Source organism: Oscillibacter valericigenes, from assembly GCF_021531435.1.
Classification (GTDB): Bacteria; Bacillota; Clostridia; order Oscillospirales; family Oscillospiraceae; genus Oscillibacter; species Oscillibacter valericigenes_B.
The window spans coordinates 114,897-131,413 of record NZ_JAFBIS010000003.1 but is presented as its reverse complement, the minus strand read 5'-3'; the positions used below and the strand labels follow the sequence as shown (position 1 = coordinate 131,413).

17 protein-coding genes and 1 tRNA gene are annotated in these 16,517 nt (G+C 56.6%); 15 read left to right on the top strand and 3 right to left on the bottom strand.

What is annotated here, in order from left to right; translation table 11 throughout:
- Nucleotides 1-250: 250 nt before the first annotated feature.
- On the top strand, nucleotides 251-1,003 hold the full coding sequence (locus JQM68_RS02895; protein WP_235221410.1) for an XRE family transcriptional regulator: 753 nt from the start codon (nucleotides 251-253) through the stop codon (nucleotides 1,001-1,003).
- Nucleotides 1,004-1,042: 39 nt separating this feature from the next.
- Here JQM68_RS02895 and ymfI read toward each other — a convergent pair whose 3' ends face one another.
- Nucleotides 1,043-1,777, bottom strand: a complete 735-nt coding sequence (gene ymfI, locus JQM68_RS02890; protein ID WP_235221409.1) for an elongation factor P 5-aminopentanone reductase — start codon at nucleotides 1,775-1,777, stop codon at nucleotides 1,043-1,045.
- Between the two features lie 109 nt (nucleotides 1,778-1,886).
- On the opposite strand from ymfI, the gene JQM68_RS02885 reads away from it, so the two are divergent.
- A tRNA-Val gene (locus JQM68_RS02885) sits at nucleotides 1,887-1,963 on the top strand.
- 83 nt (nucleotides 1,964-2,046) lie between these two features.
- On the opposite strand, the gene JQM68_RS02880 is transcribed toward JQM68_RS02885, so the two are convergent.
- Nucleotides 2,047-2,946: a site-specific integrase gene (locus JQM68_RS02880; protein WP_235221408.1), complete on the bottom strand. Its 900-nt coding sequence runs from the start codon at nucleotides 2,944-2,946 to the stop codon at nucleotides 2,047-2,049.
- Nucleotides 2,947-3,004: 58 nt separating this feature from the next.
- On the opposite strand from JQM68_RS02880, the gene JQM68_RS02875 reads away from it, so the two are divergent.
- Nucleotides 3,005-3,229 carry a helix-turn-helix domain-containing protein gene (locus JQM68_RS02875; protein ID WP_235221407.1) on the top strand — a complete coding sequence of 75 codons (225 nt, stop codon included), beginning with the start codon at nucleotides 3,005-3,007 and terminating at the stop codon, nucleotides 3,227-3,229.
- Nucleotides 3,230-3,763: 534 nt separating this feature from the next.
- Here the strand turns inward: JQM68_RS02875 and JQM68_RS02870 are convergent.
- Entirely contained in the window at nucleotides 3,764-4,666 is a 903-nt protein-coding gene (locus JQM68_RS02870) for a VanZ family protein (protein ID WP_235221406.1), read from the bottom strand.
- Between the two features lie 340 nt (nucleotides 4,667-5,006).
- On the opposite strand from JQM68_RS02870, the gene JQM68_RS02865 reads away from it, so the two are divergent.
- The 12 genes from JQM68_RS02865 (at nucleotide 5,007) to JQM68_RS02810 (ending at nucleotide 16,506) form a co-directional block, all read left to right on the top strand.
- Nucleotides 5,007-5,771: a YveK family protein gene (locus JQM68_RS02865; protein ID WP_235221405.1), complete on the top strand. Its 765-nt coding sequence runs from the start codon at nucleotides 5,007-5,009 to the stop codon at nucleotides 5,769-5,771.
- Nucleotides 5,771-6,598 (top strand): CpsD/CapB family tyrosine-protein kinase, encoded by an 828-nt coding sequence (locus JQM68_RS02860; protein WP_235221404.1) that lies wholly within the window; start codon nucleotides 5,771-5,773, stop codon nucleotides 6,596-6,598. The genes JQM68_RS02865 and JQM68_RS02860 overlap by 1 nt, the downstream gene beginning before the upstream one ends.
- A complete protein-coding gene (locus JQM68_RS02855) occupies nucleotides 6,595-7,320 on the top strand; it encodes a CpsB/CapC family capsule biosynthesis tyrosine phosphatase (protein WP_235221403.1) in 726 nt (241 codons plus the stop codon). Before JQM68_RS02860 ends, JQM68_RS02855 begins: the two co-directional genes overlap by 4 nt.
- Before the next feature lie 66 nt (nucleotides 7,321-7,386).
- A complete protein-coding gene (locus tag JQM68_RS02850) occupies nucleotides 7,387-9,330 on the top strand; it encodes a polysaccharide biosynthesis protein (protein ID WP_235221402.1) in 1,944 nt (647 codons plus the stop codon).
- Entirely contained in the window at nucleotides 9,327-10,067 is a 741-nt protein-coding gene (locus JQM68_RS02845; RefSeq protein WP_235221401.1) for a hypothetical protein, read from the top strand. The genes JQM68_RS02850 and JQM68_RS02845 overlap by 4 nt, the downstream gene beginning before the upstream one ends.
- The gene (locus tag JQM68_RS02840) at nucleotides 10,064-10,633 is read left to right on the top strand and encodes a hypothetical protein (RefSeq protein ID WP_235221400.1); all 570 of its coding nucleotides are present in this window, start codon (nucleotides 10,064-10,066) and stop codon (nucleotides 10,631-10,633) included. The genes JQM68_RS02845 and JQM68_RS02840 overlap by 4 nt, the downstream gene beginning before the upstream one ends.
- Nucleotides 10,630-11,361 carry an S-layer homology domain-containing protein gene (locus JQM68_RS02835; protein WP_235221399.1) on the top strand — a complete coding sequence of 244 codons (732 nt, stop codon included), beginning with the start codon at nucleotides 10,630-10,632 and terminating at the stop codon, nucleotides 11,359-11,361. The genes JQM68_RS02840 and JQM68_RS02835 overlap by 4 nt, the downstream gene beginning before the upstream one ends.
- A gap of 126 nt (nucleotides 11,362-11,487) precedes the next feature.
- A complete protein-coding gene (locus tag JQM68_RS02830) occupies nucleotides 11,488-12,720 on the top strand; it encodes a DegT/DnrJ/EryC1/StrS family aminotransferase (protein ID WP_235221398.1) in 1,233 nt (410 codons plus the stop codon).
- Between the two features lie 192 nt (nucleotides 12,721-12,912).
- The gene (locus tag JQM68_RS02825) at nucleotides 12,913-13,575 is read left to right on the top strand and encodes a sugar transferase (RefSeq protein ID WP_412758447.1); all 663 of its coding nucleotides are present in this window, start codon (nucleotides 12,913-12,915) and stop codon (nucleotides 13,573-13,575) included.
- The gene (locus tag JQM68_RS02820) at nucleotides 13,572-14,165 is read left to right on the top strand and encodes an acetyltransferase (RefSeq protein ID WP_235221397.1); all 594 of its coding nucleotides are present in this window, start codon (nucleotides 13,572-13,574) and stop codon (nucleotides 14,163-14,165) included. Before JQM68_RS02825 ends, JQM68_RS02820 begins: the two co-directional genes overlap by 4 nt.
- 1 nt (nucleotide 14,166) lies before the next feature.
- Nucleotides 14,167-15,315: a glycosyltransferase gene (locus JQM68_RS02815; protein WP_235221396.1), complete on the top strand. Its 1,149-nt coding sequence runs from the start codon at nucleotides 14,167-14,169 to the stop codon at nucleotides 15,313-15,315.
- Nucleotides 15,316-15,330: 15 nt separating this feature from the next.
- Nucleotides 15,331-16,506 carry a glycosyltransferase family 4 protein gene (locus tag JQM68_RS02810; protein ID WP_235221395.1) on the top strand — a complete coding sequence of 392 codons (1,176 nt, stop codon included), beginning with the start codon at nucleotides 15,331-15,333 and terminating at the stop codon, nucleotides 16,504-16,506.
- Nucleotides 16,507-16,517 lie beyond the last annotated feature (11 nt).

Genomic DNA, 16,517 nt, shown 5'->3' with positions numbered 1-16,517 from the left:
CCTGAATGTGCTGCGTATTGGCGGCCGGCATCCCAAAACCGCTACACCATTAGGTGTGGCGGTTTTTTACACGCGGAATAACAATAAACTTGATTGACTATTTATTTTTAACAAGAATCTTGTTTACAACGGAAATGCTAGCACATATGTTCTATTATGTCAAGGGGTTTAACAAGATTCTTGTTAAAATAATTTGACATGACCAGATGTATAAGGTATGATGGAAAAAACGACTGAGAGGAGTCTTCGTATGAGCCTGGGAAAACGCATCCAGGAGTGCCGGGAGGGTCTGGGACTTTCCCAGGCGGCGCTGGCGAAACAGCTGGGAGTCTCCCAGTCCACCGTGGGCAATTACGAGGCCGGCATCAGCTTTCCCCGGGAGGAGGTTTTGCTCCGGCTGTTCGACAGCCTGGAGACCGACCCCAACACGCTGTTTCAGGACAGCTTCCGGGCGGGCGGAGCGGCCCTGAGCCGCCGGGAGCGGCAGCTTTTGGAGCAGTACCGGGGCCTGTCTCCCATGGGGAAGGAGACGGTGGGCTCCGTGGTGGACGCGCTGTGCGCCTACCGGGACGACCTGGAGGCGGGAAAGGCGGACCAGGAGCCCCGTATGATCCCCCTGTACCGGAGCCCTGCCGCGGCGGGCTATGCCGCCCCGGTGTTCGGCGAGGACTTCGACTATATTCCCGTGGAGGACGACGTGCCCCCGGCGGCGGAGTTTGCCGTGCGCATCCAGGGCGACTCCATGGCCCCCTTCATCGGGGACGGCTCGGTGGCCTATGTGAACCGGGACCCGCTGCAGGCGGGGGATGTGGGCATCTTCTGCGTGGACGGGGACATATTCTGCAAGCAGTATTACAAGGACCCGGCGGGCGTGGTGTACCTGTTTTCCCTGAACCGGGCCCGGGCGGACGCCGACCAGGTGCTGCTGCCCGGCGGCGGCCGGACGCTGGTGTGCTTCGGCCGGGTGATCCTGCACACGCTGCCCCTGCCGGGCAAAGAATGAAAAAAGACCCGCTGCAGCTCGCAGCGGGTCTTTTGCGGTTTATACGATGAATCCGCCGTCGGCGGTCAGCACCTGCCCGGTGAGGAAGGAGGACTCCTCCTCCGCGAAGAAGGCCACGGCGTGGGCAATGTCCTCCGGCGTTCCCAGCCGGCCCAGGGGCGTCTCCTCCACCAGCATCTCCCGGGTCTCCTGCCCCAGCACCCGCACCATGTCCGTGTCGATGCAGCCCGGGGCCACGCAGTTGACCCGGATGCCGGAGGGGGCCAGCTCCAGTGCCAGGGAGCGGGTCAGGCCGATGACGGCGGCCTTGGAGCAGGCGTAGGCCACCTCGCAGCTCGCCCCCCGCAGGCCCCAGATGGAGGAGATGTTCACGATGCAGCCCCGCTTTTCGGAGAGCATGTGGGGCAGCACCGCCTGGATGGTGTTTTTGGCGCCGGTGAGGTTCACCGCCAGCGTCCGGTCCCAGGTGGCGTCGTCGGTATCCTGAAACAGGCCGTGGGGAGAGATGCCGGCGTTGTTCACCAGCAGGGAGATGGGCCCCAGCCCCGCCCGGGCGTCCCGGACCATGGCTTCCACGGCCCCTCGGTCCGCCACATCCGCCTGGATGGCCAGGGCGTGACGGCCTTCCGCCTCGATGAGCGCCGCCACGGCCAGGGCGTCGTCCCGCCGTTCCAGGTAATTCACGCAGACGTTCCAGCCCCTCCGGGCAAGCTCCAGGGCCACAGCCCTGCCGATGCCCCGGGAGGCGCCGGTGACCAGTGCGGTCTGTTCCATTTCGCATCCCTCCTGTCCTTTGGCGGCAGTATAGCAAAAAAAAATAAAAAATGCAAGAAAGGTGTTGACAAAACAAGCCCGGTCGTGTATCCTATATTCGTTCCGCTTCGGACGATTAGCTCAGCTGGCTAGAGCACCTGCTTGACGTGCAGGGGGTCACAGGTTCGAGTCCTGTATCGTCCACCAGATAACCTCCTAGAGCCGCAAGGCTTTGGGAGGTTTTTTGCTGCCTGTTTGACTTTTCTCCCTTATTTTCTCCCTTATTTCAATTATCCAGCCGAAACACTCTTGATGACTTGTTCCATACGGTCAGCACTGTCCCTTCGCATTTGAGCAGTCACATGTCCATAGACATCGAGTGTGAAAGCGGCGGTAGCATGGCCCAAATTCTCTTGAACAGTCTTGATGTCATCTCCGCTTTTGATTGCCAGAACAGCGTAGGTATGGCGTAAATCGTGAAATCGGGTAGAGGGAGAGCCGATCTTGTCTACAATTCGCTTAAAGCAATCATAGACAGTGCGGTAGGAAAGAAAGCCTCCGGTCTGGTTGGAGAAAATCAGGTTGTTTTCCTCCCAGCTGTTCCCGGCTTCTAGGCGCATCCCATTCTGCTTTAGCTTCTGCAAGCGAAACAACTGAACAACAGACGGGGCCAGGGAGAGAACCCGGCTTTTATTGTTTTTGGGCGGTGAGAAATAGTACTTGCCGCCCTTTTGCTGTTCCCGGCGAAGTTGCTGCTTGATAAGAAGTGTTCCACGGTCCAAGTCCAGACAGTCCCAGGTAAGGCCAAGTACTTCTCCTTCACGCATCCCAGTGAATAGCGTGATCTTGTACAGATATTCGTGGGGGTGTCCTTGAATAGTTTTCAGAAATTCTGCTACTTGGACTTCGTCTAGCGGCTGAATTTCTTTTTTTACCACACGTGGAGGCTTACAGGCATCCGTTGGGTTTCCTTTTTCAGCCACATACTCAACATCGCTCTGATATTTTGTATCAATATCACCGAAATCTTTGAATGAAGACGCCGAATCTAGTGGTGACTCAAGATAGTATAAATAATAGTTAGCGTTAGTATATTTGGCGTTTGGAGCATCACAAAGAACCGCGACTGTATAATTTCCGGCAGGTAAATTCGTGATAAAAGTTGAGACCCATTTTGTTTTGCAGAGCAATATAACAAAACGTTTTACATATAATTTTGTGTGTAGCCTGTTAAAGAAGGAGCACACAATGTATAAGCGACTACGGGATTTACGTGAAGATGCAGACAAACCTCAAAAAGACATTGCTGACTATTTGAAGTGTACACAGGTCTGTTACTCCAACTACGAAATGGGCAAGCGTGATATTCCTACCGATGTACTCATTGCTCTTGCCGATTACTACCATACCAGCATTGACTACCTACTTGGGATTACCGATAAAAAAGAACCGTACCCACGTTGCGAACATTGACCTCTCCCGCCTTATATCTCGTGGCAAAACCAGCTTTTCATATGGCTGCCCCAGCAAAATACAAAAATTCCCTGCTGCCATTAGGTTTTTTCCTTTTTGACAGCAGGGATCATATTTGCTTGAATATAAATGTTCAGATTGCGTGGTACGTTCTGCTTAACACATAAAAGTTTTACTCGATCCTTTTCGTTTTCTCCCTTATTTTCTCCCTTAAGTACCTAATACTACCCGGTACTACATGGTACAAGATAAAACATGGAAAATCCGCAAACCATTGCAAATAAAGGACTTTGGTACTAGAAGGGACTACTTAACACGGCATTTTTGAAATTCGAGTCCTGTATCGTCCACCAGAACGAAATCCCGTAACCGCAATGGTTACGGGATTTTTTTGCGTATTTCCGCGGCCTTCCCGATGGCCATTCGTACGTCATAAAAAACATGAAAAGGCGGCGGCTCCACGGAAGGCCGGGAGGCTGCCGATGAAACAGCACGTCCCTCGCTCATTACTGAGCAAAGGACGTGCTGATGTTTTTATGCCCGGTTCTGCCGATCAGCCCTTGCCTTCCGCCTGCTTGAAATAAAGCCCGGCAGCCAGAAGGTCCAAAAGAGCCCGCAGCCCAGCAGCGCCAAGGATACGGCGGGAACGGCCATCGCTCTGCCCAGCGGAGCGGAGACCACGGCGGAAAGCAGAATTGCCGCGAGAAAAGATCCTCCGGCGGCCAGGGAGAGGCGGCGGATCCGCAAAATCGCTGACAGGGCGGAACAGCAGCCCAGCAGCCCGCAGGCGGCCAGCAGGCAGACTTCCCGCAGTACCGGCGCCAGGCCGGAAAATGCCGGTATAAACCGCTGAGCCGCCCGGGAAAAGGCGGGCAGACTGCTGAACGAGGCCGGGAAAAGTGCGATGCCCGCCGACAGCAGCGTCCCGGCCAGAACCGGGAGCCGGACGGAAAGTCCGCGCGGACCCTCTTTCCGGCGGCGGATGGACCACTGGATCAAGGTCACCAGCAGCAGGGCAAGAGCGGCGCCGGACAGGTCGATGAGCACATCCCGCACTTGACCGCTGCGGCCGGGCACCATGGTCTGGTGATACTCGTCCAGCGCTGCCAGAGCCGTGCATAGCACAGCGGACACAAGGACTTGGCGGCCTTTGGAGCGCAGCAGGGGGACGAGAGCCAGCCACAGAAGCAGGATCAGGGTAAAGTATAAGAACATGTGGGCGGCTTTCCGCTCAAAGAAGGACAGCAGCTCTACCGCGGCATTCCGGACGGAGAAGTCCCCGGCGGAAAAGGCTGGAGAGAGAAGCGCCAGCAGCCGCCACAGCAGACGGTCTGACAGGTCGCCTGAGATGCTGGCGGGCTGGGCGGAAAAGTTCCAGATCAGCCGATACCAGAGGAGTGCCGGGATCCAGAGCAAATACTTTCGAATGGTTTTCATGGATGCCTCCGGGAATTCGTGGAATGGGCTGATCATAGCACGATACGGCAAAAAAGGGAAGAGGCAGATGGCTGATAAGCGCCCCAAGACCATGCTGCTCTTTTCAAGTATCACGGATGTCGAAAAATGTCGAATATTGTAATTTCGCGATTTGCATGGTAAAATTAACATGTCTTCATCTATGCTTTGATGACCGAATATGAGCTCCGGGCCTCCAAGAGAGGTCTCACACCGCCGCCCAAGAAGCGATATGCCGGGGCAAGGGCTGCAGGAAAGATCGTAAAGCATACAAAAAACGGCGCAAAAGCCGCCGGTTCAGAGGGAAATTATGAGAGAGAAAATGGCTGAAAAAGACGTAATGGAGATCGATCTGATGAAGCTGCTGATGGCGTATCTCCACAAGTGGTGGCTGATTTTGGCGTGCGGACTGGCGGGTGCCTGCATTGCGCTTATAGTTACCGTGAATTTTATCACTCAAATGTATCAATCTAGCGTTTCGGTGTATGTCAATAACGCCCGCAACAACCAGACAGTGGACTATGTGACCTCCAGCAACCTAGATGCCTCCCAAAAACTGGTGAATACTTACATCAATATTGCTCAGAGCGACCGGGTGCTGGAGCTGGTGTCAGATAGACTGGACGGCGTCTATTCGGTGAAGGAGCTGCGGGAGATGCTTACGGCTTCCCAGGTAAATGACACGGAGATCTTTAAGCTCTACATCACCAGCCCCGATCCGGAGGAGGCCGCCCGGGTGGCGAATGTCATGGCGGAGGTGGCGCCCCGGGAGATCTCTGACCTGGTGGAGGGCAGCTCTGCCCGCATCATTGACTATGCCAAGGTGCCGGAGAGCCGCTATACGCCCAGTTACAGCAAAAACACCGTGATGGGAGGGCTGATCGGCTGCGTTCTGGCCGCGGCTTACCTGACGGTGATGTTCCTTCTGGATGTGCGCATCAAGGACGACGAGGACCTGATGGCACTGTTCGATGTCCCCATTCTGGGTCAGATCCCTGACGTTGAGACCTTGGACAATGGAAATCACCATGAGAAATACGGCTATAAGACGGAGCCTGCTACCATGGCGAAAGGAGGGAAGCGCTGATGGAACTGCTGGAGCTGCTGCGCGGGGCCGGAAAACAGGACTCCAGAAAGGACAGCGCCCTTCGTATCCAGGAAGAACGCCGGTGTATCCTGTCCGCCCACAGCGATTTCTTTATCCGTGAGGCGTATAAGACCCTTCGGACCAATGTGACCTTCTCCCTGGCCGGCGAGGGGACAAGCCGGGTCGTCGTGGTAACGTCCGCCCTTCAGGGGGAGGGAAAGAGCGTTACCGCCATCAACCTGGCCCTGTCCTTCGCGGAGGCGGACAAGAAGGTGCTGCTGATCGACTGCGACCTGCGCCGTCCCAAGCTGGGCCGCCTGCTGGACCTCAGCTCTCTGGCGGGACTGACGAACCTGCTTTTAGACCCAAGCCTGCTGGAGAAGTCTATTTTAAAGCGCTACAACACCATCGACGTCCTCCTGCCCGGAGACATCCCGCCCAATCCCTCGGAGCTGCTGGGGTCGGACCGGATGAAGAAGCTGCTGGACCGGCTGCGGGAGAAGTACGACTGCATCATCCTGGACACGCCGCCTATCAACATAGTGACGGACGCGGTGGTCCTGGCGCCCCAGACGGACGGCGTGCTGTTTGTGGTCCGGGCCAACCAGTCGGAGCGGGGAGCGGTCATCCATGCGGTGGGCCAGCTGGAGTACACGCGGGCAAAGCTGCTGGGCTTTGTGCTCAACGGCGTTGACCCGGAACAGTCCGGTTACGGCAGGTACCGTTATAAAAAGTACCGGAAATACGACTATTACAGCTATCGGTACAGGCACGGCTGTGCGGACGGATACGGCCGCCAGAGCGGACAGGAGCGGGCGGAGCCATGACGGACCTCCACACCCATATCCTGCCGGGGATGGATGACGGCGCCGTGTCCGTGGAGACGAGCCTGGAAATGCTCCGCATGGAGCGGGACCAGGGCGTGGACGCCGTGGTGCTGACGCCCCACTTTTACCGGGACCGGGAACGGCCGGAGCAGTTTTTGGCCCGGCGCCGCGCCTCGGCGGAGAGACTGCGGGACGCGCTGGCGGCGCTGCCGGAGGCGGAAGCGCGGGCCATGCCCCGGCTGATCCTGGGGGCGGAGGTGGCCTGGGTCCCCAATTTGCCGGACATGCCGGAGCTGCCCGGGCTGTGCATGGGCCGCAGCCGGAACCTGCTGCTGGAATTGCCGTTCACGCCCTGGAACGGCCAGATGTTCCGGCAGCTCTATGAACTGATGGGCAGGACGGGCATCACGCCTGTGATCGCCCACGCGGAACGGTATCTCAGGTACCAGAAGCCGGAGCACATCGCGGAGCTGGTGTCCCTGGGGGTGCCGGTCCAAGTCAGCGCGGGGCCTCTGCTCCGCCCGCTGCGCCGGGGGAAGGCGCTGAAGCTCCTGCGGGAGCAAAAGGCGCAGCTGATCGCCTCGGACTGCCACGACACGGTTCACCGTCCGCCTGATCTGGGGCCTGGCGCGGCGGTGCTGGGGCGGAAACTGGGGGAGGTATTCCTGCGGGACATGTCCCGGAGAACGGACGAGCTGGCGGAACAGCCGCCAAACCTGTGAAAAGCGGCCTGTCCGGAAAAAGTAAGCAAGACCTCTGTGATTGCGTGCGTATTTTAGGAGTATCAGATGAAGGCAGTTAAGGACAATCAGGCGGCACGGACGCTGCTGATCATGCTCGCGGACGCCGTGATCGTGATGGCTTCCGGCGGCCTGGCGCTTTTGGTTCGGTTTGATTTTTCCTTTGGCAGCATCCCCCACGCATATTTGGACCCGTGGGTGCGGACGCTGCCCATTCAGATCGCGGTGACGCTGGCCGTCTTCCGGCTGCGGAGAATGTACCGCTATCTGTGGCGGTATGTCAGCGCCCGGGATGTGCTGGAAATGGCATCGTCGGTATGCCTGGCTTATGCGGCGTTCCACGTTCCGGCGTGGCTTCTGGGTTACCGCCAGCCCCGGAGCGTCCTGTTCATTGAACTGCTGTGTCAGATGTTCCTGCTGATCGGGATACGGTGTTCCATTCGCTTCTTCCGGGCAATGGAGTATTCCGCGCAGAACAGACAGGCGAACGGCGAACGCATCATGCTGATCGGCGCCGGCGAGGCGGGGCGGATGCTCCTGCGGGAGATCGCCACTGCCAGCCAGCTGAACGGCACGGTCTGCTGCGTCATCGACGACGATCCGGCCAAGCAGGGAAAGTTCATTGAGAACGCGCCCGTTGTCGGCGGCCGGGATAACATTCTGGAAATGGCCGCAAAGGAGCGCATCACCCAGATCATCCTGGCGATCCCTGCCGCGCCTGGAAAGCAGAAAAAGGAGATCCTGAACATCTGCCAGCAAACCGGCTGCCGGGTGCGGAGCCTGCCGGGGATCTACCAGCTGGTGAACGGCGAGGTTAGCCTGGCGGCGGTAAAGGACGTGCAGGTGGAGGACCTGCTGGGCCGGGACCCGGTCAAGCTGGATACGGAGGTGCTGCGGAACTTTCTGGAAAACAAAACGGTGCTGGTCACAGGCGGCGGCGGCTCCATCGGCAGTGAACTCTGCCGCCAGATCGCCAAATACCGCCCGAAGCGCCTGATCATACTGGATATTTATGAAAACAACGCCTATGACATCCAGCAGGAGCTGCGCCGCACCTGGGGCAGCCGGCTGGACCTGAGGGTGGAGATCGCCTCCATCCGGGATGGGGAAAAAATTGACCGGCTTTTTCAGTTCCACCGGCCGGACATCGTGTTCCATGCCGCCGCCCACAAGCATGTGCCGCTGATGGAGGAGTGCCCGGAGGAGGCGGTCAAGAACAATATTTTCGGCACGTATCATGTGATACGGGCGTCGGAGAAGTTCGGCGTCAGGAAGTTCGTGATGATCTCCACGGACAAGGCGGTGAACCCCACGAACTGCATGGGCGCCACCAAGCGCTTCTGCGAGATGATTTTGCAGAGCAAGGCGGACAGCCCCACGGAATTCTGCGCGGTGCGGTTCGGCAATGTGCTGGGCTCCAACGGCTCCGTGGTGCCGCTGTTCAAGCGGCAGATCGAAGAAGGCGGCCCCGTCACCATTACGGACAAGCGCATCATCCGCTATTTTATGACGATTCCCGAGGCCGCCCAGCTGGTCATGGAGGCCGGCGCCATGGCAAAGCATAGCCAGATCTTCGTGCTGGACATGGGCGAGCCGGTCAAAATTCTGACATTGGCGGAAAACCTGATCCGCCTGTCCGGGCTGGAACCCTACAAGGACATCGATATTCAGGAGGTGGGCCTGCGGCCCGGCGAGAAGCTCTATGAGGAGCTGCTGATGCGGAGCGAGAACCTCTCCAGGACCAGCAACGAGAAGATTTTTATTGAGCAGCAGCATGCGATCTCCCAAGAGACCATGATGGACGACCTGGCGCGGCTGGATGCGGCCATCGCGGAAAACAGGAGACCGCGGGACCTGATCGCCCTGCTGCGGGAGATGATACCGACCTACCGTGACCCGGAGGAGGTCAACAGCCTCGTGGCGCCGCCGGAGGCCGGGGAGGAACAAGCGGATTCCGAGGCGTATTCCCGCAACGTGGAGGAACTGGTTTGAAGCGATGGAGGAAAGTCATCTGCGCCGTGCTGGTGCTGCTGGCTGCATTGCTGGCGGGGCTGTACGGATGGCAGAGGGAGAACGTCAGAGCGGTCACGGACGCGGTCCAGTATACCTCCGGGGAGCTGGAGGAAAAGCTGGTGGAGAACCGGCAGGTGATCCGTGACGCGGTGGAAGCCGCGCCGGAGATCGTGGTGCGGGAGGTCACGGAGGAAGAACGCCAAGCCCTGCGGGACGGCGCGATGAGCCGGGAGGAACTGGCGGAGCGGCTGCAGGACGCCGGCGGACAGACCGCGCCGTCATCCGGGGATCAAGCGGCTGAGATACCCGCCGAAACAGGGGATGCCGCAGCGCCGGCGCAGAAACCTACGGAGTCCCCGTACCAGAAGGAGCTGTCCGCCATGATCGCCAAGGTCTATGTCCTTCGGGAAGAGTACACGATGGCGCTGGAGAACCTGTATGACGCGGCAAAAGCAGAGTATACCGACCTGCCGGCGGAAAAACGGACAAAGCCCGGCCTGATGAAGATGGCGGGCCGGTACATGGATCAGGCGGCGGAGCTGGAGAAGGAATGCGACGGGAAAATGGATGCCCTTGTTGCGGCCATGGAAAAGCTCATTCGGGAAAATCAGGGCGATATGACCCTGGTGGATACCGTGGTCGATACCTATGCCAACGAAAAAAGCCTGAAAAAAGCGTGGTACATGGCAAAGCTGGAGGAGAACGGGTTGGTTTGAAGATGAAACCAAAGCTCACAAAAGCCCTTGCAATGCTGCTGATGCTGTGTATGCTTCTTCCGCGGACCGCCCTGGCGGCGACGACCTATTATCTGGAGGTCAGCATCAGCGGGCCGGACGCGGAGAATATTACGCAGACCGTCAGCGCCAGCTCCAGCCGGTCCGCGGCCACATCCGTCACAACCAGGACCGATGGTACGACTGTGGAGAGCACCACGAGCACCAGCACCACCGTGACCCGCAATCCGTCCACCGGCACCGTGACGGAGACGGTCACCAGCAAGACGGTCGCTTCCGACGGCGTGAAGAGCGAGGGCAGGACCGTCACCGAGATCAGGAAGGACGGCACTGTGACGCCCAGGGAGACGGTGAACGCCTCCAATGCCAACGGCACCACCGCCAGCAAGGTCACCACCACCGATCCCAAGAACGGCACAGTCACCAGAGCGGAGGCGCATGTGTCCTGGAAGGATGTGACGGAGTCTGATGAAAATCATCAGCCGGTGCAGATTCCTGTGGCAGTCTCCGCGGCCAAGGAGCAGGACAACGCCCCACGGTCGCGGTGAATCTGCCCGTCGGCAGCGGTTCCGTCAAGGTGAATCTGCCTGTTGCAAAGCCGGATCCCGGTCTGGTCGCGGTCATTGTGGACGGGCAGGGCAATGAGACCCTGGTGCCCAAGTCCGTCGTGACGGAAGACGGCCTGAAGATGGAGATGGAAGGCTCCGCCAATGTGAAGATCGTGGATAACAGCAAGTCCTTTCAGGATGTTCCTGAAGGGCATTGGGCCAATGACGCCGTTTCCTTCGCGTCTGCCCGCAACCTGTTCCAGGGCGTCAATGAGACCGCTTTCGCGCCCAACCGTGCCATGACCCGCAGTATGCTGGCAACTGTTCTGTACCGCCTGGAGAGCCAGCCGGAGACCTCTGCGGAGGATGTGTTCACTGACGTGAATGAGAAGGCCTATTATGCCGGCGGCGTTTCCTGGGCCAGCGATAACGGGATCGTTACCGGCTACGGCGACGGCACTTACAGACCCGACCAGGTCATCACCCGCCAGCAGCTGGCGGCCATGCTGTACCGCTATGCCGGCAGTCCGGATGTCACGGGCGCCGGGCTGAACTTCCCTGACGCGGCCAATGTTTCTGACTACGCCAGGGATGCCATGAAGTGGGCCGTGGAGAACGGCATCATTCAGGGCAAGACCGACGGCCGTCTGGATCCCCACGGTCTGGCGACCCGCGCGCAGGTGGCGGCGATGATGATGCGATACTGCCGCTGCGAGCTGGATCGGTGAGAAACCAGCACACATCAGGTTTTGGGCCGCTGGCTGTGGCTGTCCGCCCCGGGCGCGTCCATAGGGACCGGCAAGTATTTTTTAAAGCAGAAACGGCGGTTACAGCGATGAGAGAAGGAACTGAAGATGGAATGGAAACCTTTTGAAGAGAAGATTTGGCTTTCCTCACCTACCATGCATGGAGAGGAATTGAAATATGTGACCGAAGCCTATGAGACCAACTGGATGTCCACCGTGGGCGCGAATATCAATGAGATCGAGAGGATCACCTGCGAAAAAGTGGGCCGCAAGTATGCGGTGGCCCTCTCATCAGGCACGGCGGCCCTGCATCTCGCTGTGAAGCTGGCGGGTGTGAAGCCGGGGGACAAGGTGTTCTGTTCAGACATGACCTTTGACGCCACGGTCAACCCCGTTGTCTATGAGGGCGGCGTGCCGGTGTTCATCGACACGGAACGGGATACCTGGAACATGGACCCCGTGGCCCTGGAAAAAGCGTTTGAGCTGTATCCGGATGTAAAGGTGGTGGTCCTTGCGCACCTCTATGGCACACCGGGGAAAGTCGATGAGCTGAGAGCCGTCTGTGATAAGCATGGGGCAGTCATGGTGGAGGATGCCGCTGAATCTCTGGGCGCTGCCTATAAGGGCGCTCAGACGGGGACCTTCGGCAAGTATAGCTGCATCAGCTTCAACGGCAATAAGATCATCACCGGCTCCTCCGGCGGCATGCTGCTGACGGATGATTTGCATGCGGCAAACAAGGCGCGCAAGTGGTCCACCCAGGCCCGGGAGAACGCACCGTGGTACCAGCATGAGGAATTGGGCTACAACTACCGCATGAGCAACGTGATCGCCGGTGTGGTTCGGGGCCAATACCCGCATTTGGAGGAGCATATCGCCCAGAAAAAGGCCATCTATATGCGGTATCAGGAGGGCTTGCAGGACCTGCCTGTGACGATGAATCCCTATGACGCGGAACATTCCGAGCCAAACTTCTGGCTGAGCTGCCTGCTGATCAATGAGGAGGCCATGTGCCGTCAGGTGCGCAGCGAAACAGAGGCGTTGTATGTGAGCGAGCCGGGCAAGAGCTGTCCCACGGAGATTTTGGAGACGCTGGCGAGGTATCATGCGGAAGGCCGCCCTGTCTGGAAGCCCATGCACATGCAGCCAATGTACCATATGAATCCATTTGTCGGCACACAGGGCTATATGAGGGCCAGGACAAACGCCTGTATTGCAGGCGGCGCCGAGGATGTTGGGGCAGACATTTTTAGCCGGGGGCTGTGCCTGCCCAGTGATAACAAGATGACGCCGGAACAGCAGGACCGGATCATTGAGATCATCAAAGGCTGCTTTGCGTGATACCTGTTTCACCTGAAAAAGAGACCGGGTAAAAAATCGGGCTGGACGCTTCAAACTCCATGATGCTTTATGGCGCAGCGATCCTTGCGTACAGGTGGCCCTTACCCGGGGGACAGGGCTTCCGGCGCATCCGGGGCGCTCAGCTTGCTGCTGCGGTTCGCGAAAGAATAAAAGCGTGAGAGGTCGATGCATGTGAGTCATAAACCGTATGGACCATACGAAAAATATTTGAAACGGCCTATCGATTTTCTGTGCGGATTGGCGGCCGTTGTTGTGTTCAGTTGGCTGTATTTGATCCTCATGGTACTGGGTGTGATCTTCATGGGCGGAAATCCGTTCTTCACCCAGGAACGTCCCGGAAAGGATGGGAAACTATTCAAATTGATCAAATTCCGGTCAATGAGCAATCAGAAGGACAAAAATGGCAACCTGCTTCCCGATGACGTGCGGTTAAACAAGTATGGCCGGTTCCTTCGGAAGACCAGTCTGGATGAATTGCCTGAAGCGTTCAACATTATGAAAGGCGATATGAGTGTGGTTGGGCCAAGGCCTCTGCTGGTCCAATATTTGCCGCGATATAACAGTGAACAAAAGCACCGGCACGATGTCAGACCGGGCTTATCAGGGTATGCGCAGGTGCATGGCCGGAACGATGTTTCATGGGAAGATAAGTTCGCGATGGATGTATGGTATGTGAACCATGTGACTTTTTTGGGTGATGTTAAGATCGTTTTTCAGACTGTTGGCAAAGCTTTCATAAAGCAAGAAGGAATCAGTTCCCGGACATCGGCGACAATGGAGGAGTTTATGGGAACCCCTGACGGAATGACAAGCAATTGGAGGGGACCGTATTGAAACGATTGATTATGATAGGCGCCAGCGGACATGGGAAAGTGTGCGCGGATATTGCGGAACAAATGGGCGTATGGGATGAGATCGTGTTTGCGGATGATCACCCACCTGCTGCCTATCCGTATCGGATCATCGGTAAAACGGATGATGTGGCGGACGGGGATGCGGATTTTTTTGTGGCGATAGGCGATGCCCAGATTCGGGAGAAGATAACCGGCAGACTGAAAAAAAGCGTAACGCTCATTCATCCCCGGGCTGTCATCGGCGGAGATGTTGCCATTGGCAATGGCTGTGTTGTGATGGCGGGCGCGGTCATCAATTCCGGCACGACCATTGGGGACGGAGTCATCATCAACACTTGTTCATCGGTAGACCATGACTGCAAACTGGATGACTATGTGCACGTAGCTGTTGGTGCCCACCTTTGCGGCATGGTACGGATCGGAAAGAGCACCTGGATCGGCGCTGGTTCCACTGTTAAAAACAACATCAGCATCTGCGGCGGCTGTATGATCGGCGCCGGTGCCGTGGTCGTTCAAAACATCGCGGAAGCAGGGACATATATGGGGGTTCCCGCGAAAAAGAGAAAGTGATGTGGATCAGGACATGAAGAAGCTGTGCTTTGTTACCACTGTCTCGATGACAATGAAGGCATTCGTGATCCCGATCGCTGTTTATCTCCATGGGCATACGGACTGGGACATTACGCTTGTCTGCGACGAGGACCCGGAGTTTAGAAAGTCGCTGCCTCCCTATCTTCACTATCACGCTGTTCCAATGGCTCGCGGGATTCACCTGTCAGGCATAAAGGCCATGCTGGAGATGGAAAAATTCTTTAGAGAAGAACATTTTGACCTGGTTCAGTATGCAACGCCGAATGCGTCGCTGTACGCGGCTATGGCGGCCAAAAGAGCGCGGATACCGGTAAGGCTGTATTGCCAGTGGGGATTGGCTTATGTTGGCTTCAGAGGGATCAAAAGGTGGATCTTCAAACAGGAGGAGAAATATGTCTGCTGGCTGTCCACCTGGATCGAACCTGACAGCAGGAGCAATTTGGATTTCGCTCACCGTGAAGGCCTGTATCCCCCCGATCAAGGGTCGGTGGTCTGGAATGGAAGCGCTGTGGGAGTAAATTTGGAAAAATTTGATATTACAAAAAGGGAACCGTTCCGTGATGAGATCAGAAGGAAATACCACATTCCTGCCGAGGCGTTTGTGTTCATATTTGTGGGGAGAATTACCAGAGACAAAGGTGTAAACGAACTGTTCGAAGCATTTTCCCAATTTGATGATGCGTGGCTGATGATGGTCGGCTGGAATGAGGTCGATCAGACGGTAAACCGGGAATTGTATCAGAAAGCGCAGAGCAGCAGCCGGGTCGTGTTTACCGGGTTCACTGATGAGGTCGAGAAATACCTCTCGGCAGCGGACTGCTATCTTCTTCCCAGTTACCGTGAAGGTTTCGGCATGGGAGTCATCGAGGCAGAGGCAATGGGCTTACCCGTGGTTATTACGGATATTCCGGGGCCTACGGATGCAATGGTCGAACATGAGACTGGGATCGTTGTTCAGAAGGCGAACAGCAAAGAATTACACAGGGCAATGAAGCGTATCTGCGAAAACCAGGAGGAAGCGAAACGGATGGGGACAAAAGGCGCGGAATTCGCTGCCGGCATGTTTGAACAAAAGCAGCTGTTTGCGTATATACTCCGTGACCGAAAAGCCCTTTTGAAGCAATCATGAGTGAGGAAAAAGCGCATGAAAGCATTGTTCTGCTATGACGGCCCTATGTATAAGGATGAGAATGGGAACTACTATGACAGCATTCTCGATGATCGGATGTTTGAAAGGTATTTTAAGGTAGCTGACAAACTGAAGCTGGTCATCCGCACGCGCGATACGGAAGCATCACAGGCGGCGAAGCGAATGAGCAGGCTGTCCGATCCCAATATAACTGTTTGTGAATGCCCTGATCTTTCATCCGTAACAGGATTGATAGCCGGAACGAAAGCGGCAAAAGAAATACTTTGCAGAGAGATCAGCGAAGCAGACCTGATTTTTATTCGTTTGCCAAGTGTGATCGGAAATCTTGGCGTAGATCTATGCCGAAAGCAGAAAAAGCAGTACCTCATAGAAGTTGTTGGCTGTCCCTGGGATTCATACTGGAATTACAGCGTAAAAGGGAAGATCGTGGCCCCGGCTGCGGCACAAATGATGCGCTCAAGGGTGAAGAAAGCCCCGTTTGTCTTGTATGTGACGAATCGGTTCCTCCAGAGCAGGTATCCGACGCGGGGAAAAAGCGTCAGCTGTTCAAATGTTGAGCTCATGGAGATGGAGGAATCCGTTTTACAAAGGCGGTTAAGGAAAATTGAAAGCTATACTTCTGACAGCGTACTGACCATTGGAACAGCGGCCGGTCTGGATGTCCCGTATAAAGGTCAGCAGTTTGTCATTGAAGCCATGGGAAAATTGAAGAAACAGGGGATCACGCAGTTCAGATATTCTGTCATTGGCGGAGGCACGGGGGATCGTCTCAGGCGGGTAGCGAAAGCCAATGATGTTGAGGATCAGGTCGACATCGTAGGCCAGCTGCCCCACAGTGAAGTATTCGGATGGCTGGACTCCATCGACATCTATGCCCAGCCCAGCAGACAGGAAGGGCTGCCGCGCTCTGTCATAGAGGCTATGAGCAGAGGAATACCGTGTATTGGAGCGAGGACCGCGGGAATACCTGAGCTGTTATCCGATGCGTGCATCTTTTCCAACGGGAAGAATGAAATAGAAGAGATCTGCGCTTGCCTGCTCCATATGAGGGATCAGGAAACGGCTAAAGCGATGGCAAAGTTGAACTTTCGCGAGGCAAAAAACTACCAACGTGATCTTTTGGCTGAGAGAAGAACAAGATTTTTCAGAGAATACGCCGGAAAGGTGTGAGAGTGATGCAT

Excerpts from the sequence above, each read along its gene's own strand:
- JQM68_RS02850 (WP_235221402.1), top strand. The coding sequence starts at position 7,387 with ATGAAGGCAGTTAAGGACAATCAGGCGGCACGGACGCTGCTGATCATG.
- JQM68_RS02870 (WP_235221406.1), bottom strand. The coding sequence starts at position 4,666 with ATGAAAACCATTCGAAAGTATTTGCTCTGGATCCCGGCACTCCTCTGG.
- JQM68_RS02865 (WP_235221405.1), top strand. The coding sequence starts at position 5,007 with ATGGCTGAAAAAGACGTAATGGAGATCGATCTGATGAAGCTGCTGATG.
- ymfI (WP_235221409.1), bottom strand. The coding sequence starts at position 1,777 with ATGGAACAGACCGCACTGGTCACCGGCGCCTCCCGGGGCATCGGCAGG.
- JQM68_RS02860 (WP_235221404.1), top strand. The coding sequence starts at position 5,771 with ATGGAACTGCTGGAGCTGCTGCGCGGGGCCGGAAAACAGGACTCCAGA.
- JQM68_RS02875 (WP_235221407.1), top strand. The coding sequence starts at position 3,005 with ATGTATAAGCGACTACGGGATTTACGTGAAGATGCAGACAAACCTCAA.
- JQM68_RS02810 (WP_235221395.1), top strand. The coding sequence starts at position 15,331 with ATGAAAGCATTGTTCTGCTATGACGGCCCTATGTATAAGGATGAGAAT.
- JQM68_RS02895 (WP_235221410.1), top strand. The coding sequence starts at position 251 with ATGAGCCTGGGAAAACGCATCCAGGAGTGCCGGGAGGGTCTGGGACTT.
- JQM68_RS02855 (WP_235221403.1), top strand. The coding sequence starts at position 6,595 with ATGACGGACCTCCACACCCATATCCTGCCGGGGATGGATGACGGCGCC.
- JQM68_RS02830 (WP_235221398.1), top strand. The coding sequence starts at position 11,488 with ATGGAATGGAAACCTTTTGAAGAGAAGATTTGGCTTTCCTCACCTACC.